Genomic DNA, 21,141 nt, shown 5'->3' on the forward strand with positions numbered 1-21,141 from the left:
TCCATGAACGCTTCCATGCTGACTCGCCTGCTGAGTGACAATCTGCTGTTACTGCTGGCCCGCTTGGGCATCGCTTCGGTGTTCTGGCTCTCCGGACGCACCAAGGTCGAGGGCCTGCTGACGATCAAGGCCAGCACCTATTCGCTGTTTCGCGATGAATATGCCCTGCCCCTGATTCCTCCAGAGTGGGCGGCCCACCTGGCGGCCTATGCCGAACACCTGTTCCCGCTGTTGCTGGTCATGGGTCTGGCCACCCGCTTTTCGGCCCTGGCCCTGCTGGGCATGACCCTGGTCATCGAAGTGTTCGTCTACCCCGATGCCTGGCCGACTCACCTGACCTGGGCGGCCCTGCTGTTGCTGCTGGCCGGCCGCGGTGCCGGCCGTTGGTCGCTGGACAATGCAATACGCCGGGCGGCCGGACAATCGTCTTTCCCGCTCGGGTCGTAGAAGGTTGGGGGATGCCAGAGGTGACCCAGGTCGTTACTCGACATCCTGCACGGCACGCAGGTGCAGGTAGACCGTGTTGCGCGAGACGCCCAGATCCTGGGCCACCCGAATGACGGCGCCCTTGAGCTTGAAGATGCCCTGTTCGTAAAGCAGGTTGATGACCGCCTTGTTGTAGCCGCTGGAGGAGACCGCCAGGGTTTCGGCAACCTTCTTGCGTGCGGCAACCAGTGCAACGACCACCGTCTCATTCACGTCAGTGCCAAAGTTCTCCGACAGCACTTCGGGGGCGCTGGCAGGCGCCTGGCTGAAACCGGCCAGGAGCTCGTGCAGGGGCGTGTTCAGGTGGAAGTTGATGCACAACAGCCCGATCGGCGTGCCCTGCTCCCCACGGATGACCAGGGTGGTGGACTTGAGCGGTTCGCCGTTGCGATTCGTGCAGAAGTAGTTCATCGCCGAACGGTCCGGCGAATCGTTGATCTGGGCGAGCATGCGCAGCGCCAGGTCAGTGATCGGCGCACCGGCCTGGCGTCCGGTCAGGTGCCCGTTGATGATCTTGATCACCGAGGCATCCAGGTTGTCCAGGCTGTGCAGGACGAACTCGAAACCCGCGCCCAGATAGGCGGCCAGGCCGTCCAGCAGCGTCGCATGCGACTGCAGGATGGCCTGGTCGACTGGCGAAAGCTTCACCATGGTCCGTGGCATCAGGCCGAAGCGGCGATCGCCTCGATCTCGACCAGCACGCCTTTTGGCAGGGCCTTGACCGCTACGCAGGAACGAGCTGGCTTGGACACGAAGAACTTCTCGTAGACCGCGTTGAAGGCGGCGAAGTCAGCCATGTCGTGCAGGAAGCAAGTGGTCTTGATCACCTGTTCGAAACCGACCCCACCTTCCTTCAGTACCGCTTCCAGGTTCTGGATGGCCTGCAGGGTCTGCTCCTGAATGCCGCCTTCCACCACTTCGCCAGTGGCAGGCACCAGCGGGATCTGGCCGGAAGTGAAAATCAGATTGCCGAAGGCCTTGGCCTGGGAGTACGGACCGATCGCAGCTGGGGCATTGGCGCTGGTGATGGTTTTCATGAGGGAGCTCCGATAGCAATGGGGGTTGCCCACAAGGGGGAAGCCGCGATGCTAAAATGAACATTTGTTCATTCGCAATACTTTTTTTCACCCCCACCCAACAGTCCCGGCAAAATCTCGGCCGCCCTGCCGACCAGACTGAATTCGTTGTCTCCCTCGACCGACTCCGGCTGCAGGTTGACGTGCACAACGGTGGCGCCCCGTGCCCTGGCCATCCTGGGGATTTGCGCCGCGGGCTGTACCAACCCCGAAGTGCCGATTGAAAGCAGCAGGTCGCAGTCTTCGGCAGCGGCCATTGCCTCGCGCCAGGCCTGTGCCGGCAGCGACTCGCCAAACCAGACCACGCCGGGGCGGATCTTGCCGTTGCACCTGTGACAGCGCGGCGGCTCGAGGCTGCGGCCCTCCTCGGGCTCATTCAGCGGGTCCAGGCTCCCGGCATAGGGCCGTGTACAGGCAAAGCAACGCGGTGCATGGAGGCTGCCATGCAAGTGGATCACGTCCCGGGAACCGGCGCGCTCATGCAAGTCGTCGACATTCTGGGTAATGACCGTCAGTTTCGGCACTCGCCTGGCCAGTTCCGCGATCGCCAGATGAGCCGCATTGGGACTGGCGGCCAGCACCTTCGAGCGCCGCCACTCGTACCAGCCCCAGACCAGAGCCGGATCTTTGCGAAAAGCCTCGGGCGTAGCCAGGGCAGCCGGATCGAAGCGGCTCCACAGACCGGTCAGGGCGTCGCGAAAGGTCGGGATGCCACTCTCCGCCGACACACCGGCGCCGGTGAACACGACCACGTGGCGTGCCTCCAGCAGCGTCTGTAGCTGAAACTCGATCATCGTTCGTCCCCACTCTTCGCCAAGGCATAAAGCATTCGGCCATTGTACCGATCCCCTGGCACAATGCCCGGCATGACTTTCCTGCCCGATCTCAAACTGATGAAACCGCAGCAGCCCCAGACGCTGTTCGAGAGGCCATAGCCATGCCCCTGGTCACAGACGACTGGCAAGCCGGCACGTTGATCGAAGCCTCATGGGTTCGTGCCGAGACGGCAAGCTTTCCCCGGCATACGCACGATGAATATGTCCTGGGCACAAACCTGTCGGGCACCGAACACATCTGGCTCGACGGCAGGACACTGACGGCCGGTCCCGGTGAAATCACCCTGTACAACCCGCTGGCCATGCAGGCTTCGGAGTTCTGCCCCAGTGGCGTCGAGTATGTCAGCCTGCATCTGGATCCCGCGGGCGTCTCCCGCGTCATCAGTGACAACAACCTGGCCAACGGTGCCTTCGAGCAAGGAGTGTTCAGTCACCCGGGACTGCACCAGGCCCTGCTCGACTTCGCCCGCACGCCCCTGGCTCACCGTGGCCCTCGCGAGGAAGCCTTCCTGCACCTGCTGTGCCAGTGGCTGGAACCGCGCGATACGGCAGTGGGCGAACAACACGCCGCCGTCTCATTGGCGGTCGAGTACCTGCGTGACTGCCTCACCCGGAAGGCTGATCTGGATGAGCTGGCCACGACAGTGGGTTTGAGCAAGTACCATCTGGTCCGCTGCTTCAAGAAACAGATCGGGCTGGCCCCCCTGCAGTATCAGATGCAACTGCGCCTGATCGAATCGCGCCGGCGCCTGCGCGAACAGGCCAGCGTCCTGGACGTGGCGATCGAACTGGGTTTCTACGACCAGAGCCACTTCATCAATGCCTTTCGCAAGGTGATGGGCGTCTCTGCGCAGGCGTACGCGGACGCCTTCAAGGGCCGCCCGCGCACGCCAGGAAAAGACCGGGGCTGAACAGGTCAGGCAACAGGCTGTCCCAGGATGAATTCCTGGTAGCCCGTTCCGATCACGTAGACGGCGAACCCGGCGAAGATAACAGCCGAGGCAATGTAGCTGTACTTGAGCATCCGATCGCCCAGCAGCTTGCCGCCATGGCTGGCGGCGGTGCATACCCCCACGCACCAGCACACACCGGCCACGAAGAAGCCGGCCAGAAACAGCGACGCATTGCCCAGCCCGCCAGCGCCCGAACGAGAGATGAGCGTACCGCCCACCGCCGCGAACCAGAGGATCGCACTGGGTGAGGACACGGCCATGAAGATCCCCCGCAGAAACTCCTTGCCCCCCGAGCGCTTGCTGGCCTGCTCCGAGCCCTGGATGGAGGCATGGTTTTGCCAGGCATTGATGATCATGCGAATCGCGAAGTAGATCAGCAGTGCCGAGCCACCGATCCACAGGGTCCACTTCACCCAGGTGAACTGCAGCAGAACGGTCATGCCCACCAGGGCCAGGATCGCGTAGATCAGGTCGCCAAAGCAGGTGCCCAGCCCAAGCCAGAAACCCTGCAGAAAGCCGCGCTGCATCGCCAGGGTGATCATGGCGATGTTGGCCAGGCCGATATCGAGACAAAGCGAGAGGCTGAGAAAAAAACCACTGGTGAACTGCATGGAAAATCCTTGGGGACGGCAACATGCAGTGGATTGAGCCATAACGGTGTGGCCGGGATATTGGAAAAAATTGCTGTCGCCAGGTACCTGAAAGGCTTTCCTGTCGCTACAACCCGGCTTTGCAAGAAAAGAGATGATGCCCCTGCGTCTTCAACGAAGACGCTGAGCCAGAGGAGTCCGTGCTGGGCAAGACTCCTGCCACGTCACTGCGTACCATTCAGTGAGAGTTCGTCAGCTCAAGTACCGCCGCACTGCTGTACGAACTGTCTGCCTGGTCATCTTGGGAATAGACTCCCACTTTGAAATACAAAGGAATATCACGCCAAGATGGCAAATCGTAATGTAGGGTCTTTTTTGAGCTGGCAGTCCCACTTTCCACTTCAACAGTGAGGTCGGCATTCAGAACGGTGATGCGGCATGTGATCGTGTCACCCAAAGATAGGCCTTTCAACATGACCGTGCGCGATTCCTCATCACCATAATGCTCCTTGAAGCCGACCTCGATGGTTCCTTGCCGCCATCGAAGCTTTAGCGCTTCAGACCCTCCAGTTTCTTCACCATGAATTTGCGCAAAAATCAGACCGCCCCTGGCAGGCTCATTCACTACGCGCAATTTCACTGTCTGAACGTGGGGCTTAGACGGGTTCATTGTCATAAACCAACTTGAAATTTGGCGCAGCTCAACTCGGGGATACTTCGAGTGCGCGGTATGCCCGGCACCCGATGGCACGCGGAAGATCATCTCCCCGGTGACTGGATCAGTGAAGAAAAAAGGATCCTGGTACGAATCGATCGATTGCACTTGAAGAACCTGCAACTTTCTATCAAAAGTCTGCAAACGATAGGAGGACAAGTCAAAATTCTTCCCAGGTGCGGCGCCTGGATCAAGTGCATGCGCCAATAATATGGAGCTCCAAAAAAAGCACCCAGAAACACCAAGCGCCCATTTCTTTCTGGTCATTTAATGCACCTGTTATCAACCTGAGTAACGAGTGAATGACTATAAAGTCATTCACTAAAAGCTTGCCGCCGCATCCAGGGCACTTGATTCATTCCACACGATCGCGGACAGACTGAAACGCTCTCGGCGACTTCATTTCTTAACGTAATACTCTTTTATGCGCAGCATTTTAGAGAACTCAGGCCTGCCTGATCACATTCTATTTGAAGCGAATGGAGAGACGAAGTTGATTTTCATGAAATCTATCATCCAGACAGAGAAGACTGCCCTGTCCCTGATTCTGCGTCAGGTTGGCAGGGCTGATCTTCGCGCCCCCGTGTCCAGAGCGATTGGAAAGAAGGTCCTTCAGAGCAGGATCTCGATATCTCCAGTCGGGAATGCCACGCAAGAGTAGATCCAGCCGAAGTCCCGATCGGACTTGCGCAGGTGAGCCTCCTGCGGGTTGAACACCGTGCCGCGCAGCAGCTTGACCCGGCACAGGCTGCACTCGCCGGAGCGACAGGCGTTTTCAGTGCCATAGCCATTGCGCTCCAGGGCGTTGAGCAGCGGCTCGCCGACACGACTGCGGAACTGGCCACGCCCATTGACCGTGACGGTCACCTCGTCATCCAGAGAAACGCCTTCAGGCCATCCCGCCTGCTCGTTCGGTGCCTTCGGTGCGCCGTTGGCCTCGACGCGGATACGCCGGCGCCTGACGCCCAGCGCCGTCAGCAACTCGATGCAACTGTCGTTGAACGGCGTAGGGCCACACACGTAGAACATCTTGTCGCCGATCTCACCGAGCAGGTCGCCCAGCATGGCCTGCGTCAGGCGGCCGACATGACCCCGATGACCGGCAGGAGGCCGGGAGATCACCTCGCTCAGGGTGAAGTTCGGGTGACGATCGGCCAGGCCACGCAGTTCGTCGTCGAAGATCACGTCATCGAGGAAGCTGTTCACGTAGACCAGGTGGAAGCGGTAAGGCAGGCCACGCTCGAGGATGTCCAGCAGGATGCTGCGTGCCGGCGCGGCACCCGAGCCGCCGGCCAGGAACACCAGGTCATCGCCATGAAACAGCGGATTGTGGTGAAAGCTGCCCATGGGGCCGGAACTGAGCAGGCGCTGCCCCACCACGGCCCTGTCGAGCAGATAGTTGGAAATGAAACCATTCGCCGCCCGCTTCACCGTCAGGTCGTAATGGGAACGTTGTGCCGGCGAAGACGACAGGGCATAGGGTCGGGCGGTCGCCACCCCGTCGATGTCGACGAACAGGTTGATGTACTGTCCGGCCTGGAACGGTGGCAGCACGCCGCCGTCCGCGGCAACCAGACGCAAGGTGCGGGTACTGGCGGTCTCGTCGATGATCTCGGCGACTTGAAGTGCCAGTCGCTTGGGGTGCAGCTGCACCACGGTGCTGGCAACCTCTCCCCTGATTTCACGGAAATCGCTGCCGGTCTGGGCCAACGCTTGCTTGGCCTGCCAGGCCTCGCGAAAGCCGGCGACGGCATTGAGCAGATTCTGCTCAGACATGCTCCACCTCCTTGATCTGCAACTGTTTGAGCACCGCCCTGGCGGTAGATTCGCCCGCCAGGTAGGTGGGCTGGAAACCGCCCATGGTGGTCCATGAACCGGCGATATAGAGGCCCGGCACGCCCTCCAGACGCTCGCGCAGCAAGGCCGAGTCCTGCGCGCTCTGCTGGAACCCATAGATGGCGCCACCCGGTGTGTTGAGGTAGCGCATCATGGTCAGCGGGGTGGCGACCTCCACCTCCTCGATATACTGGCGCACCTTCGGGTAGACCTTCTCGATCACCCCGATAAGTTTTTCGGCGAACGCATACTTGGTCTGCGCGTATTGCTCCGGCGACACAGCCTTCCAGGGTTCGGCATATTGCAGGCAGACTAGCACCACCTGGCTCTTGCCGGCAGGCGCGGCCTCGGGGTCTTCAAGGTTGTAGCAGGTCAGCATGCCGCCCAGCGGCGGTTCCAGGCTGCCCATGCGCTGGAAGATCTGCTCTTCGTCCAGGGTCTCGTAGATGAAGCTGGAGGCCTGGGTTACGCCCAGCTCCTGCGGGGTGCAATCAAGCCCCAGGTAGATGACGAAGGCCGAGGTGCCCATGCGCCGGGATTTGAAATCCTGCTGGACCTGAAGCGGTGGCTGCTCTAGATCCAGCAGTTCGTTGAAGGTGGTCAGCGGGCTGGCATTGGACACTACCGCCTCACAGGAAACGCTTTCGCCGCCCTCCAGACGCACACCGCTGATGCGGCCATCGCGGGTATGAATCCGCTCCACGCCGCAGTTGAAACGGACCTCGCCGCCCGCTTCGAGGAACGACTCCACCAGCGCACTGGACATGGCCTGGGAACCGCCCTTGATATGCCAGGGCTTGAACGCCGCGTAAGCGTAGAGCATCGTGGCCAGGTCCGGAAACGGCAGCATGCTGGGCGGCACGCCGAGGTAGAGCCAGTAGGTGGCGACCACCCGCTTCAAGCGGGGATCGCTGAAAAAGTCGTCCACCACCTCCTTCGCTGAACGAAAGCCGTACTTCACGAAGTTCGGACACATCGACCCGAGCATCGCCTCACTGTTGGCGCGACGGGCCTGCGGCAGGGTCATGAAGCTTTCCAGGGTGATTTTCTCGCACAGCGTCAGGAAATCCGCGATCGCCTGGGACTCTGCCGGAAACAGCCCCTGCAGAGTATTGCGCAACCCCGACCAACTGGCCGGCAGCGTCACATCGATTTCACCCGGCACCACCAACCGGTACAGCGCCTGCTCCTGGACGAACTCGACCTTGTCCATCACGCCCAGCTTCTCGAATAGCTTGCGCATGATGAAGGGCTTGTCCGCAGTCCCCAGTCCGCTGAGCTGGTGCAGTGCCACCTCGAACTCGAAGTTGCCGCGCACGAAAGACGTAGCGCAACCGCCCGGGATGTTGTGCCGTTCCACCAGCAGGGTTCGACTGCCGCCACGCTGCAAGGCGGTCGCGGCGGTCAATCCGGCGTTGCCAGCGCCGATCACGACGGCGTCATAGTGCTTCATGCTCTTCCCCTTAACTTATCAGCGCTAAGATCACGATAAAAAAACACACCGGGCGGGTATGCCTCCGTTCGCATGGACAAGCGACGTCGGCGTTGTTGTGGCGCACAGGCTACGAAGAACATCTTAGCACTGTCAAGATACTTCACCATGCTAAGATCCAGGCCGTTCCGTGCCTTCGAATTCCCTGTTGTCGAGACCGTCCGCGCATGACCAAGACTTCCGCTCGCTCACGCGATACCTACCATGTGGGCAACCTGGCTCCGCAACTGCTCGACGCCGCCCGGCAGATGCTCGAGGAAGTGGGGCCAACCAAACTCTCGTTGCGGGCCGTATCGGAACGGGTTGGGGTCAGTTCCACAGCGGCGTACCACCACTACGCGAACCGTGCGGAACTCATCGGCCACCTGGCCGCCCAGGGTTTTCGCGAGCTGGGCAAGGTGCTGGTGATCAGGGATGCCGGCAGCGAAGGCGTGCAGAAACTGCGTAACGCGAGCCTGGCCTACTTCAGCTTCGCCCGCAGCAATCCGGCCCTCTACCAGCTGATGTTTGGCCCGGAGTTCGCCCACGGCGACATGATTACGGCGCTCAAGGTTGCGCGCGAGCAAGCCTTCGGTGAGCTCAAGCGCATCATCGCCGAGATTCTGGGGTTGGATGTGCAACACGCGGAGGTGCGTCGTGCCGCTCTCGCCGGCTGGTCCTATACCCACGGCCTGGCGTCGCTGGTGATCCACAACGTCCTGCACTTCCCGGTCGGGACCTCCGACGAGCGCTTCGTCGACAGCACCCTGCAGGGCTTTGCGCACCTATTCAAGATCGAGAACCGGAACTGACACTCAATCCGCAGGCACCGCCACCCTGAACGGCGGCGTCGCGCCTCAGACCACCTGCTGTATCGGCACGAACCGGCTGCAGTTTCGGCCGTCGTGCTTGGCCTGGTACAGGGCCCGGTCGGCATCGGCGAGCAAGGCGGCAGCAATGGATGGCGCCTCGCTGGCATCCGTCCCCAAGTGCGGTAGTTCCCCTGCCTCCAGGCTTGCCACACCCACGGACACCGTGACCCGGCCACAGTCACTGGTCTCGTGAACCTGATCCAGATTGTAGATGCACTGGACGATCTCCTCGGCCAGTTGACGAGCGCCCTCCGCCCCCGTTTCCGGCAGCAGCACGGCAAACTCCTCTCCCCCATATCGGGCCACCAGATCGGTCGCCCTGCGCACACAGCCCTTCAGCGCATGGGCGACACTGATCAGGCATTCATCCCCTTGCAAATGGCCATAGCGATCGTTGTAGCGCTTGAAGTAGTCGATATCGAGCAACATCACTGAAAACGCACTTTGATTACGCCGGGCACGCAACCACTCCCGCTCGATGCGCTGGTCCAGCAGCCGGCGGTTGGCCAAACCGGTCAGGCCATCGGTCTGGGCCAGCAGGCTGAGCTGGTCCATGGCCATCTTCAGGTTCAGGTGCGTCTTGACCCGGGCCGTGACGATCGCCGGCTTGACCGGCTTGCCAATGAAATCCACGGCCCCCAGTGCCAGGCCGGCCTCTTCCACCTGAGTTTCGGTGTGGCTGGTGATGAAGATGATGGGCACATCCTTGAGCAGCGGATCGGCCTTGAGCGTTTCGCACACCTGAAATCCACTCATGCCGGGCATTTCGGCATCGAGCAGGATCAGGTCCGGACGCATTTCCTGGACGATCTTCAGCGCCTGCTCGCCTCCGGTCGCGAAACGGATCTGGCCCAGGCCCTGGAGAATCCGGCTCAGCACGCGGATGGCGGAAATATCATCATCAACGATCAATAGGCTAGGTGAGGCTTGCATCGTGAGGGGCTCTCCAGTCACAAATCCGCGCGTTCGAGCATGTGCAGCGCTCGCTCGAACTCCAATTCCTCAATGGCCTGCCAAAGCTGTTCCACCAGCACCTGCCCGGCAGCGGCGCGCAATGCCGGCGCGGCCGCGGCGAACTGATCCAGCGCGGCCAGGTCGTGGCTTTCGAGCAAGGCATGCAAGCTCGCCAGGGCCTGCTGGGCCGCTTCCTGGTCCGTCTCGGTACTCGGCACCGCCAGCACGGGCTCCTGGACGTTGGCCGCCTGCTTGAACAGCAGTGAAAACGCCGCACTCAGGGCACTGAGCACCGGCTCGGCCCCGTGCCCATCGCGCAGCAGCGACTCGGCCTGCCCAGCCAACTGCCCCACCACGGTGGCGCCCAGCAGGCCCGCCACGCCGCGTAACTTGTGCAGGTCGGCAATCAACGGGCCGGGCTCCCCGGTACGCTGCAAGACCGCCTCGCTGTCGGCAAACCCGGCGAACTCATTGAAAAAGCGGCGGACCGAAGAACGGTACAACTGCACGTCATGACCGAACCGGCTGGCCGCCTCCCGGATATCGATCCCCTCGATCACGGGCCATTCCCCGTCGGGCTCATCCTGTGAGCTCGCGATGGTGCTGACCGCCACCGAGGTGCCACGCACCCGCTCGACGGCCCGCCGTATGGCACGAATCAACGCACTCGGTTCCAGCGGCTTGGTCAGGAAGTCATCCATGCCCGCCATCTCGGCCTGGCGTCGCTCCTCGGCCAGCGCTCCAGCGGTCAGCGCCAGCACCGGCAAGGTCTTCAAGCCCAACTCGTTGCGCAGCCGCCGCGTCGCTTCGTAGCCGTCCATCTCCGGCATTTGCACATCCATCAGCACCGCATCGAAGAAATCCGGGGCCTGGCGCAAGCGCTCCAGGGCCTGCAAGCCATTGATACAGGTCTGCACCTGGGCGCCCTGCTGTTCCAGCAGCAGGGTCGCCACTTCCAGGTTGATCTCGCTGTCGTCGACCAACAGCAGTTGCAGGCCACTCAGCCAGTGGGTCATGCCGGTATCCAGTCGCGTGGACTGCAGGACTCGTTCAGTGCTGCCCTGATACCGGGCAATACAGGCGTTGACCGCATTGAACAGCGCGGAGCTGTCCAGCGGCCTGGACAGCACCCGGTCGACTTGGTCATCGAGCGCCGCCTCGGCAGCGGACGGGGTCACCAGAATGACGGGCAGTTGCGTGCTTTCGCGCAAGCGCCGCAGGTCCTGCTCGACCGGGTCACGCCAATCGACCAGCAGCACATCCGGCAAGGGCCCCTGGGCCTGATGGCGCTCCTGAAGCAGCAGACGCAATGCCTGCTCGTCAGCCACACACGACACCCGCCAACCCAGGCCACGGCAGACCCGCTGCAGAGCCTGCGCCGAGGCCGCGTCGTCACTGAGCATCAGCACCTCCAGGCTGCCACCGGTGGTGGACGCCTCCAGCTCGCTCGAACAGACCTGGAAAGGCAACGAAACCTGGAACTCGCTGCCGCAGCCCAGCTCACTGCGCACCCGCACATGCCCGCCCATCTGCTCGGCCAGCCCACGCACGACGGACAGGCCCAGCCCGGTCCCGCCAAAGCGGCGAGTGGTGGAGGCATCCGCCTGGGTAAACGGCGTGAACAACTGGCCCAAGGCATCGGCCGCGATGCCACACCCGGTGTCCTGCACGTTGAAATGCAGCCAGCAGTGATCGGTGGCATCCGGCTCATGGCTGACGATCACCTCGACCCGCCCTTGCGTGGTGAACTTCAGGGCGTTGCCCACCAGGTTCATCAGGATCTGGTTGATCCGCAAGGCATCGCCAATCAGCAATCCGGGCAACTGGGTCGCCGCTTTGACGGCAAAACTCAACCCCTTCTGCTCGGCTTGCGCCGTGAACAGCTCACCCAGCTCGTCAAGCAGTTGCCGGGGGCTGAACGGATTGTGCTCCAGGCGCATCTCGCCCGCCTCGATCTTGGCGATGTCCAGGATGTCGTTGATGATGCCCAGCAAGGACCGGCCGGCAATCTGCAACTTGGTCAGCAACTGGCGCTGCTGCTCGTTCAAGGGGCTGTTCTGCAAGAGATGGGCGATGCCAATCACGGCGTTCATGGGCGTACGGATCTCATGGCTCATGTTTGCCAGGAACAGGCTCTTGGCCGCATTCGCCGCCTCCGCGCTGGCCTTGGCCGCCTGCAGTTCCGCGCTGTGGCGCAAGCGCTCGGTGATGTCCTGGGCGATGCCCAGATGACCGGTCAGTTCACCATCGGCGGTACGAATCGGGGTAATGACCATCGACACCTGCACCTGCGAGCGATCCTTGCGCACATAGGTCCACTGCCGGGTTTCGGAGCCTTGCAGGGCGGCCTTGTAGCAAAAGACATCGATGCCTGCGATGGGGATGCCGTATTCCTGGCTCAGTTCGGCCGAACGCGCCGCAACCTCTTCAGGCAGGTGGAAGTCCGTCGGTGTCTTGCGCTTGACCATCTCGGCATGGCGATAGCCCAACAGCAGTTCGGCGCCGCGGTTGAACACGACGATCTGCCCCTGTGTATCGGTGGCGATGATCGAAACCTCCGAGGACGCATCCAGCACCGCCTGCATCAACCCGGCGAGCCTGGACAGCTCGGCCGTGCGCTCGCTGACCTGCTTCTCGAGCTGGGCATTGAACTCCATCAGGTAGCGTTCGACCCGCTTGCGATCGGTGATGTCGTGCATCATCTTCGCCGCGCCCAGGATGGTGCCATCGGCCTCACGGATCAGGCTGCAGGTGATGGTCACATCGATCAGCCGGCCGTCCTTGTGCAGGCGCTGGGTTTCCAGGGTCGAGCCGCGATCACCGCGGGCGACCTGCTCCAGCAGCTGCTCGTCCTCGTGCACGCGTTCCACCGGTACCAACAGCGGCGCCAGGGGCTGCCCGAGCACTTCGTATTCGGTATAACCGAACATCTGCTCGGCGGCGCGGTTCCAGGTGATGATCCGGCCATCCAGCGCCTCACCGATGATCGCATCGCTGGAGTTCTCGACGATGGTCGCCAGTCGGGCCTGGCCGGCCAGGAATTGCTGCTTGCGCTGGCGCGAGATCAGCAACGTGCCGACCAGTCCCGTCAACAGGAAGCTGGCCGCTGCGCCGATGGCAAAGACCCGGCTTGCCGGTACCGGGTCCAGCGCGTCGACGAACGCCTGGTGGGCGCCTACCTCCATCCGCCAGTGCCGCCCATAGATCTCACGCTCGAAGGTATAGGTTTGCAGGACCTGGGGGTCCCGGCCATTCTCCGGGGTCTGATAGATCAGTTGCTGCGTATCACCAACATCGTAGAGTTTCAGATGCACCCGGTGACTCGGCGGGTCGAGGCTGGCCATGACCTCGCGCATGGTCAGGGGCGAATAGGTCCAGCCAATCAGGTTCTGCTCCCGCAGCGCCGCATCGACCGGGGTTTCCGGGGTGTTGTAGACCGGCAACAGGAATAGAAACGCGCGCTGGCTCTCCTGGGCATCCTGCTGCAGGGTGATGGGGGCGGTCAGCGTGGAAGCCCCCGTACGCATCGCCTGGACAGCCGCCTCGCGACGGCGGGTCTCCGAGGCGATGTCCAGCCCAAGGGCCTGGGAGTTGCCGGCCGGCGGATCGATGAACTGGATGATGAAGCGGTCTCCCGGATGGGAACCCAGGCGGGTGAACTTGAAGTCAGGTTGACCGTCCGCCCTGACGTTGCGCATGAAGGCATCTTCGCCATCAGGCGACACCCGGCGAATGAAACCGAAACCACGCGCCCCCGGGTATTCCTTCTCGATGTCGCGCCCCTGGCCAAAACGGGCCATCTGGCGATTGCTGACATAATCCAGGTTCAGCATCTGGATCGCCCCACGCATGCCGCGAAGGCGGTACTCGTAGAGTTTCAGGCGTGTCTGCAGGGTATCGCCGATCGCTTCCCCGGCGTCCTTGAGGGCCGAGCCGACATGACTCTCGATGGTCTTGGCCTGCTGGTAGCTGACGACGTAGCTGGCTGCCAGGCCTGCCAGCAGCATCAGGGCCATCCAGCCCACCGACCACTTGAAAGAGTTTGCCTTCATCGACCCGCGCTCACTGCAGAAAGGATGACATGGGAGAGTCAGGGGCCTGCACGACGACGGCATTTCGACCTGACTCCTTGGCCTGGTACAGCAGCCGATCCACGGCTTCAAACACAGTAGCAGTGGATTCGCCATTCGGCTGCCAGCGTGCAACACCGGCCGAAATCGTGATGCGCCCCACGGTCTCGATATCCGTGATTTCCACCGTGTGCCGCAGTCGCTCTGCCACCTCGGCAGCCTCCGCCAGCGAGGCCGCCGGCAACAGGAGCATGAACTCTTCCCCGCCCACCCGGCATGCCAGGTCGCTCTTGCGCGCGCAGCGCCTCATCAGGCCGGCCAACACGCGCAAGGCCTCGTCGCCCGCACTGTGGCCCCAGGTGTCATTGACCCGTTTGAAGTGGTCGATATCGACGGAGATGACGGCAAACGCAACACCTGCGCGCTGCCAGCCGGCAATGGCGTCCACCATCGCCCTGCGGTTGGACAGCCCCGTCAGCGCATCACTCTGGGCCTGCTGGTTCAGGTGACTGATTTTCTCCTGGAGCAGCGAGGCACTCTGCAGGAGCGCACGACGGATGCGCCATTCCTCAATGAACCGAACGGGAATGGCCCTGATTTGCTCATAGCTCTCACGGCTATCGAGTTGCTGGGCAAAGGTCGCAAGCCGCGCCAGCGGGCTGGACAGGTAGGTGCCCGCCCCCATGATCAGGATCCCAGCCAGTATGCCCAGGGGGATCAGGCCCAGGCAGACCTTCCACATCAGGGCCTGCAGCTCTCCATTCGTCGTGCTCAGCGGTTGCTGCGAGATGACGGCCCATCCCGCGGCCGGCACGCTGGCGAAACCTGCCAGCATCTCCTCGGTCTGCAGGCTGCCTTGCGTCGAGCGCAGTGCTGTACGGGTCACGGCATCATCCGCAATCGTCCCGACATGCGTCGGGTCCGGGTGAAAAAGGATCCTGCCGGTACGGTCCACGATGTACACAAAGGCTCCATCGTGACGCACATGCTGGTCAATCAGCTCATGAAGCGCATTGCCCTCATCCAGCCTGACACTGCCGCCGACCAGCCCCAGGTAGCTGCCATCGGCCGCCGTGACCGGGCAAGAGAGGAAGACGACCAGGTTCCCGGCAATCGACCTGAATGCGTTGCTGATCATGACGCTGCGCCGCAAGATCGGCTCCATGTCACGCAGGGGCTTGCCATCGAGTCTCAGGCTTGCCGGCACGGACACCAAGACATTGCCTTTTGCATCGGCCACCAGTACCGAGTTGAAACTCTTGTCCTGCCCCAGCAGGCGGCTGATTTCCTCCTTCACCAGGCCTTGTTCCGCGAACCTGCCGGCAATCCTGTCCGCGCTGTAGTCCAGCCTGGACAAATCGGCGCTGAGCAGTTGATCCACGCTCACGGATATCCGGTAGGCATAGGAGGTGTTGTCCTCAAGGACATCACTGATGACCGCATCACGCTGAACCGTGTAGATAACCCACAGGCTGTTCACCAGCGTCACGCAGGCCGAGAGCAGGGCAAACAAAAGAATAAGTGTTCTTAGCTTGAGCCTTGGCTGTTTGCGCGTTGACATCAAATCATTCCACTACATCAGCCAGTGTGGCCTGCACATGAATGAAGGTGTTCACTTAGGCCGTCCCCTGCAATGCCACTTCCGGGGCGTCCTGAAACAGGTTCTCTATTTCATTGAAGAGGGTCTGGATGGCCTCGACCAGCGAGGGGTCGAAATGTCGTCCGGACTGCTCGGCCAGGTAGGACTGGGCTCTGTCAACGGACCAACTGGCCTTGTAGGGACGCGGCATGCGTAGCGCATCGTAGACATCGCATAACGCAACGATGCGCGCCGACAGAGGAATCTCCTCGCCCGCCAGCCCACGCGGATAGCCACTTCCGTCCCATTTTTCATGATGGCAGTAGGCAATTTCCGCCGCCATGCGGGTCAGGTCACTTCCCTGCTCCTCGTGGAGGATCTGATGACCGATGGCGGCGTGCTGCATCATGGTCCTGCGCTCGTCATCCGTGAGCGGTCCTTCCTTCAGGAGTATGGCGTCCGATATGCCTATTTTGCCCAGGTCATGCATGGGGGCCGCCAGGCGCAACCGCTCGCACCAGGACTCGGACATGCCAATGGTCTTTGCAAGCAATGCCGAAGCGTCGCCAATGCGACGAATATGATTTCCAGTCTCGTTATCTCGATAGCTGGCGGCGCGAGACAAAGCCCTGATCGCAACCTGGTAGCTTTCCTGCAGTTGCAGGGTGCGCTCCACGACCTTCATCTCCAGCTGAAGATTCAACTGCTGCAACTTCCTGCTCGTCTGCGCCAGGCGCAGGCAGTTGCGCACACGCAGGATCAGCTCAGGCAGATCCAGCGGCTTGATGAGGTAATCATTGGCCCCCAGTTCCAGCCCCCGTCGCCGGCTGTCCGCATCGCTCAACGCCGTCAGGATGATGACCGGCTGCCGTGACCGGTCGCGATCCTTGAGTTGTCGCAGAATCTCGAACCCATCCGGTTCAGGCATGTCCAGGTCCAGCAGCAGAAGGTCCCAATCCTCATGCCGGGCCCATTCCAGCCCCTGCCTGGAATCGGAAAAGCTGACAGTCTCATTCAGTCCGAAGGCCTTGAGACTCGAAGTCAGCAGGCGCAGGTTCGCCGCGACATCATCAATGATCAGAATGCGGGTATCGAGAGGAATATCAGTGAACATCCGAGCTCTCCTTCTCCAGCAGCGCGTCGAGCACCTCGCGCAACGCGTCCACTTCCAACGGTTTTTTCAGCACGGCCTGAAATTCGAAGCCAACCCAGGCCAACGCCTTGGGGGCAGAGCCCAGCAGCACGACCGACATGAACTCGGCGTTCAGACTTCGCCTCAACCGCCCAAGGTGAGCCGAACGATCCGGATCCTCGCCATCACAGTCGAGCAGCAGGATGCCAGGCGCACCCTCAAGCCGGGATTCATTGACACAACTCTCCAGCGTTCCAGACTTGAGCACGACACGCTCTCCGGCAATGGTAGAAATGAATGGCAAAATAGCCTCATCGCTCCCGGCATAAAAAATCGCAGTTCGTCGTTTTTCCCCGGTGCCTGCCGGCTCGATCAGGTGCGTGGGTAGCAGTTCGATCCAGAATCGGCTGCCCTTGCCCAGCTCGCTGCAAAGCCCCATCTGCCCGCCCATCAACCCTGCCAACTCACGGCACAGGGCCAGGCCGATGCCCGTGCCCTGGATAGCGGTGTTTTCCTTGCCGAGCCGCTGGAACGGCTCGAACAGGGCAGCCTGCAGTTCGGGCTCGATACCCAATCCGCCATCCTCGACAAACAGACGCGCCCACTCCCCCGCGCCCTCTGCCCCGATCAGCAGGCGACCGCCGGGACGGTTGTACTTGATCGCATTCGACAACAGGTTCAACAGGACCTGACGCAAACGGCGCGCATCGGCATACACCTCTTTCGGCGCGGCCGTCAGCTCCAGTTCCAGCACCAGCCCCGCCGACAGTGCCTGCGAGCGGACCATATCGGCACACTCCTTGAGCATCGCGTGAACAGGTACCGGCTTGAGGGTCAGCTTCTGGGGTTCGGCCTGCAGGCTGGACCAATCGAGCAGATCATCGACCAGCTGGGCAAGGTGTGCACTGGCACTCAGTATCTCGTCCAGATGCTGACCCTCGGCTTCACCATGCGCCCCCAGGCGCATCAACTGGGCAAACCCCTGGATGGCGTTCAGGGGGGTTCGCAGTTCGTGGCTCATGCTGGAAATGAAGCGGGACTTGGCCTGGCTGGCCGCCTGGGTCTGCAAGGTGCGCTCACGCAGGTCCATTTCCGTCAGCTTGAGCGCATCGATATCGACCAGGGTTCCCAGCGCGACCGTCCCGCCGTCCAGGATGCCCTTGATCATCCGCCCCCGCCCGAGCAGCCACAGGAAACTGCCATCCGGGCGACTGAGCCTGAACTCGATATCGATGCGGCTGGTCTGTCCCATGCGCAGCGAGTCGAACGCCTGGGACATGGCCTGTGCATCGTTGGCGTCGAGTCGAGTCAGGAAGGCCTCGCGACTCATCGGCGTTTCCGGCAGATCGAGCCTGGCGACCAGCCCGCCACGCAAGGTCAGGCTGTCGTCATCCAGGTGGTATTCCCACAGGCCGGTGGTGGCGTTTTCCATGACCAGTGCCAAGCGCTCTTGGGCGACGTCACGCTGCTGCTCACTGGTCGCCAGTTGACTGCCCATCGTCAGGACGCTGCCGGCCATCTCGTCGAGCTCGAGTATTCCGGACTCGACACGGACAGGTTGCCAACGCCCCTGACCAATCTCGCGGAGCATTTGCACGATGCCCGAAATGGGCTGGCGCAGCCGTTCACTCAACTGGCGGGAACGACGCCACAGGACGGTGAAAAAGACGGCGTAGAACAGCACCAGGCCGACGATCATCAAATAGCCGATGTTGCGAAAATGCCGGGCCAAACCGTCCGTTTCAGCCATGACCTCTTGCTTGTCGGCCACGGCCAGCAGCTTCCATCCCGTGCTCTTGATCGTTTTCCAGGCGAACAGATGCGCGCGGCCCTGCAAGGCCGTCTCGCTAAACCCCGAAGCAGCGGTCTGTAGCGCATTGGCGATTGCAACCGTGTCATCACGTTGCCCCAGATTGAATATCCTGGGTTTGAGGACCTCCTGGTGCACGATCGTATTCGCGTCGGGCGCCTTGAGTTCACGAAGGGCGAAATCGTGCTCGGCCTGGGGCGGCATCGCCATGATGGTCATGTCCTCGCTGACCAGCAGCAGGTAGCCGGACCATGGCACCCGCAAGCGCGCAATCTCGTTCAGGATGCCATCAACGGTGACGTCGAGCCCGACGACCCCCTCGAGAAAGTCACCACGGTAAACCGGCGACACCGCCGACATCATCCAGCCGTGCCCGGCAGGGTCCAGGTAGACTTCGGTCCAGCGGGTCTTTCTCTGGGGATTGTGGGTCGCGTCCGCCAGATAGTAGAAGTTGTACTCCGGAATCCGCAGATCCGCCGAGTACTGCTCGTTGGTAGGAAACCAGGGGTAGATGCGGTTGTAGCTGTCCCAGGAGTTGAAGTAGAGACTGGCGATCATCGGATCGGTCTGCTTGATCTGCTTGAACACGGTATCGAGACGGGCCAGCCGCTGTACCTTGCCCAGATCCTGACGCGCCAACGGTGTGGCCGCCGAATAGAACGATGCCGCACCGCCCAGGTCGGTCGTGCTGTAGCGTGCCCCTTCGGGCGTCACCCCCAGGTTTTCACCCGGCCCGCTGGCCGGCGTGAGCAGTGCTTGCGAGGTCACGGTGCCCAGCAAGCCGGCCACGCCGCCCAGGCTCTCGAGCTTGCTCTCGACGATGAGCGCATTCTGCTCGACACTGGCGCTCAAACTGTCGATCGCGCTGCGCTTGAGATAGTCGACCTGTGTCTCCCGCGTGACCTGGTTGGTCAGCAGGTAGCTGGCAATCAACACCGTTTCCACCAGGATCAGTGGTATCAGCGCGCTGCTCAGGAAGGCGCGCCAGATCCATTGGCGCAAGCGGATTTTTGGGACAGCCTGTCTCATGAAGCCTCCTGGTGGGCAACTGCGCTGTCAGCAACAGAGCAAAAAGCCATCACCCAGTTATAGTCGAATGCGTCAGAGACGGGGCTCTGTCACCCGGATTCAGAAGCGAAACCCGGCGACGACGCCCTTCAAGTCGGTGGCCAGCCGGGACAGGTCATGGCTGGAATGGCTGGTCTGATTGGCTCCGGCGCTGGTCTGGAAGGACAAGTCGCGGATGCTCACCAGGCTACGGTCAACTTCCTTGGCAACCGCGGCCTGCTGCTCGGCGGCGCTGGCAATCATCACGTTCTGTTCGTTGATGGCGGCAATGGTTCGCACGATGGCGCCCAACGACGCCTTGGTGGCTTCGGCACTCTCGACGGTCGCGCGAACCTGCTTGGCGCTGCCTTGCATCGTCTGGACAGTGTCGACCGCCTGCTGCTGCAGCGAGGAAACCATTTTCTCGATGTCCTGCGTCGATTGCTGGGTGCGCTGGGCCAGCATGCGAACCTCGTCGGCCACCACCGCGAAGCCTCGCCCCTGCTCCCCGGCCCGCGCAGCCTCAATTGCCGCGTTAAGCGCCAGGAGATTGGTCTGCTCGGCGATGGAGCGAATCACATCCAGGACCTTGCCGACCTCCTGCATCTCATTGGCCAGGGCCTCCACTCGAGAAACGCTGGAATGCACGTCATTGGCCAGGTTGCCGACCGAGACCACCGTCTCGTCGACCTGATTTCGCCCCTGACTGGCGGCCCGGTCAGCCTCCCGGGAAGCTTCCAGCGTAGTCGCCGCATTGTGGGCAACCCCGTCGACTGCTGCGCTCATCTGGTTGCAGGCGGTGGCGGCCTGTTCGATTTCGTGACTCTGTTGCTGAATTCCGCGATGGGCATCCTCGGTCACGGCATGCAACTGCTGCGAAGCCGAGGCCAATTGTGCCGACGAGTCCGCAATCAGCCCCAGTGTGCTGCGCAAGCTGCCTTGCATGTCGCGCAGGGCGTCCATCAGTTGCGATGCCTCATCACGCCCCTCATTGGGAATGCTCTGCGTCAGGTCCCCCGAGGCGACGGTCCGGGCAACGCGCACCGCCTGCAGCAGAGGCAATACGACGCTGCGCGACAGGATCAGGGCCAGAAACGCCCCGACCATCACGGAGGCCACCAGGATGGCGATCACCATCAGGTTGGCCTGCTCATAGGCCGCCGTACTGGCCTGGGTTGCCTGCCTGGCCCCCTCGGTGTTCAGCTTGACCAAGGCATCCACCTCGGCCACGACGGCACTGCCCTTGGCATTGAGGACATGGTTGACCAGCTCTATCGCCTTGTCGGTTTCATGATTGGCCAGCAGGCCGATGATGGTGGTTTGGGTCTGCTCGTAATCCTGGCGGGCCGTGAGGAAACGCGCATAGATCGCATGTTCTTCGGGGCTGGAGATCAATGCGCTGTAGGTCCGTGCGGCTTCATCCAGTTGCTCCCGGGCACGGGTCACGTCATTGGGCGTCTGGGCAGTGAACCCGATGGCCGCACGCAAGGTGAGGGTTCGCAAGCGCATGACGGCCTCATCGATGCCGTTCAAGGCCAGAATGCTGGGCAACCAGTTGCTATCAACTTCATGGGCGCTCTGGTTCATCTTCTTCATCTGGACCAGGGACCCCAACCCGATCACCAGCATGAGTACGATAAGACTGAGAAAGCCTGCTACAACCCGGGTAGAAACCTTTAGTCTGCGCATGTCCACTACTCACCCGTTTATCCGA

At 61.8% G+C, this 21,141-nt stretch carries 16 protein-coding genes and 1 pseudogene; 3 read left to right on the forward strand and 14 right to left on the reverse strand.

Annotation, left to right across the window (positions count from 1 at the left end; genetic code table 11):
• Positions 1 to 3: 3 nt before the first annotated feature.
• The gene (locus HU752_RS19275; protein WP_437182265.1) at positions 4 to 447 is read left to right on the forward strand and encodes a DoxX family protein; all 444 of its coding nucleotides are present in this window, start codon (positions 4 to 6) and stop codon (positions 445 to 447) included.
• Between the two features lie 33 nt (positions 448 to 480).
• On the opposite strand, the gene HU752_RS19280 is transcribed toward HU752_RS19275, so the two are convergent.
• The 3 genes from HU752_RS19280 to HU752_RS19290 form a co-directional block, all read right to left on the reverse strand.
• Positions 481 to 1,137, reverse strand: coding sequence for a helix-turn-helix transcriptional regulator (locus HU752_RS19280; protein ID WP_225920022.1), 657 nt, complete (start codon positions 1,135 to 1,137; stop codon positions 481 to 483).
• Between the two features lie 11 nt (positions 1,138 to 1,148).
• Positions 1,149 to 1,523, reverse strand: coding sequence for a RidA family protein (locus HU752_RS19285; protein WP_186679286.1), 375 nt, complete (start codon positions 1,521 to 1,523; stop codon positions 1,149 to 1,151).
• A gap of 68 nt (positions 1,524 to 1,591) precedes the next feature.
• Positions 1,592 to 2,356, reverse strand: a complete 765-nt coding sequence (locus tag HU752_RS19290) for an SIR2 family NAD-dependent protein deacylase (protein WP_186679284.1) — start codon at positions 2,354 to 2,356, stop codon at positions 1,592 to 1,594.
• A 143-nt stretch (positions 2,357 to 2,499) separates the two neighbouring features.
• Here HU752_RS19290 and HU752_RS19295 point away from each other — a divergent pair, with 143 nt between their 5' ends.
• Positions 2,500 to 3,309 (forward strand): AraC family transcriptional regulator, encoded by an 810-nt coding sequence (locus tag HU752_RS19295; RefSeq protein WP_186679282.1) that lies wholly within the window; start codon positions 2,500 to 2,502, stop codon positions 3,307 to 3,309.
• 5 nt (positions 3,310 to 3,314) lie between these two features.
• Here HU752_RS19295 and HU752_RS19300 read toward each other — a convergent pair whose 3' ends face one another.
• The 4 genes from HU752_RS19300 to HU752_RS19315 form a co-directional block, all read right to left on the reverse strand.
• A complete protein-coding gene (locus HU752_RS19300) occupies positions 3,315 to 3,962 on the reverse strand; it encodes a LysE family translocator (protein ID WP_186679280.1) in 648 nt (215 codons plus the stop codon).
• A gap of 217 nt (positions 3,963 to 4,179) precedes the next feature.
• On the reverse strand, positions 4,180 to 4,923 hold the full coding sequence (locus HU752_RS19305) for a polysaccharide lyase family 7 protein (RefSeq protein WP_186679270.1): 744 nt from the start codon (positions 4,921 to 4,923) through the stop codon (positions 4,180 to 4,182).
• Positions 4,924 to 5,268: 345 nt separating this feature from the next.
• Positions 5,269 to 6,432 (reverse strand): 2Fe-2S iron-sulfur cluster-binding protein, encoded by a 1,164-nt coding sequence (locus HU752_RS19310; protein WP_186679268.1) that lies wholly within the window; start codon positions 6,430 to 6,432, stop codon positions 5,269 to 5,271.
• Positions 6,425 to 7,945, reverse strand: a complete 1,521-nt coding sequence (locus tag HU752_RS19315) for a phytoene desaturase family protein (protein ID WP_186679266.1) — start codon at positions 7,943 to 7,945, stop codon at positions 6,425 to 6,427. Before HU752_RS19315 ends, HU752_RS19310 begins: the two co-directional genes overlap by 8 nt.
• Before the next feature lie 206 nt (positions 7,946 to 8,151).
• Between HU752_RS19315 and HU752_RS19320 the strand changes: the two genes are divergently transcribed.
• Positions 8,152 to 8,775: a TetR/AcrR family transcriptional regulator gene (locus HU752_RS19320; protein WP_186679264.1), complete on the forward strand. Its 624-nt coding sequence runs from the start codon at positions 8,152 to 8,154 to the stop codon at positions 8,773 to 8,775.
• A gap of 45 nt (positions 8,776 to 8,820) precedes the next feature.
• Here the strand turns inward: HU752_RS19320 and HU752_RS19325 are convergent, their stop codons facing one another.
• The 7 genes and pseudogenes from HU752_RS19325 to HU752_RS32225 form a co-directional block, all read right to left on the reverse strand.
• Complete coding sequence (locus tag HU752_RS19325; RefSeq protein WP_186679261.1) at positions 8,821 to 9,768, reverse strand: GGDEF domain-containing response regulator; 948 nt, start codon at positions 9,766 to 9,768, stop codon at positions 8,821 to 8,823.
• A gap of 17 nt (positions 9,769 to 9,785) precedes the next feature.
• The gene (locus HU752_RS19330) at positions 9,786 to 13,796 is read right to left on the reverse strand and encodes a CHASE domain-containing hybrid sensor histidine kinase/response regulator (protein ID WP_186679595.1); all 4,011 of its coding nucleotides are present in this window, start codon (positions 13,794 to 13,796) and stop codon (positions 9,786 to 9,788) included.
• A gap of 55 nt (positions 13,797 to 13,851) precedes the next feature.
• A complete protein-coding gene (locus HU752_RS19335) occupies positions 13,852 to 15,420 on the reverse strand; it encodes a sensor domain-containing diguanylate cyclase (protein WP_186679258.1) in 1,569 nt (522 codons plus the stop codon).
• 55 nt (positions 15,421 to 15,475) lie between these two features.
• On the reverse strand, positions 15,476 to 16,552 hold the full coding sequence (locus HU752_RS19340; protein WP_186679256.1) for an HD domain-containing phosphohydrolase: 1,077 nt from the start codon (positions 16,550 to 16,552) through the stop codon (positions 15,476 to 15,478).
• Positions 16,542 to 19,409 carry a sensor histidine kinase gene (locus HU752_RS19345; protein ID WP_186679254.1) on the reverse strand — a complete coding sequence of 956 codons (2,868 nt, stop codon included), beginning with the start codon at positions 19,407 to 19,409 and terminating at the stop codon, positions 16,542 to 16,544. The genes HU752_RS19340 and HU752_RS19345 overlap by 11 nt, the downstream gene beginning before the upstream one ends.
• Positions 19,410 to 19,508: 99 nt before the next feature.
• Complete coding sequence (locus HU752_RS32220; protein ID WP_437182379.1) at positions 19,509 to 20,390, reverse strand: methyl-accepting chemotaxis protein; 882 nt, start codon at positions 20,388 to 20,390, stop codon at positions 19,509 to 19,511.
• Positions 20,367 to 21,116: pseudogene (locus HU752_RS32225) on the reverse strand (MCP four helix bundle domain-containing protein); the annotation flags it as partial. The gene HU752_RS32220 and the pseudogene HU752_RS32225, both read right to left, overlap by 24 nt.
• Positions 21,117 to 21,141: the final 25 nt, after the last annotated feature.

Origin of the sequence: Pseudomonas vanderleydeniana, assembly GCF_014268755.2 — a bacterium.
GTDB lineage: Bacteria > Pseudomonadota > Gammaproteobacteria > Pseudomonadales > Pseudomonadaceae > Aquipseudomonas > Aquipseudomonas vanderleydeniana.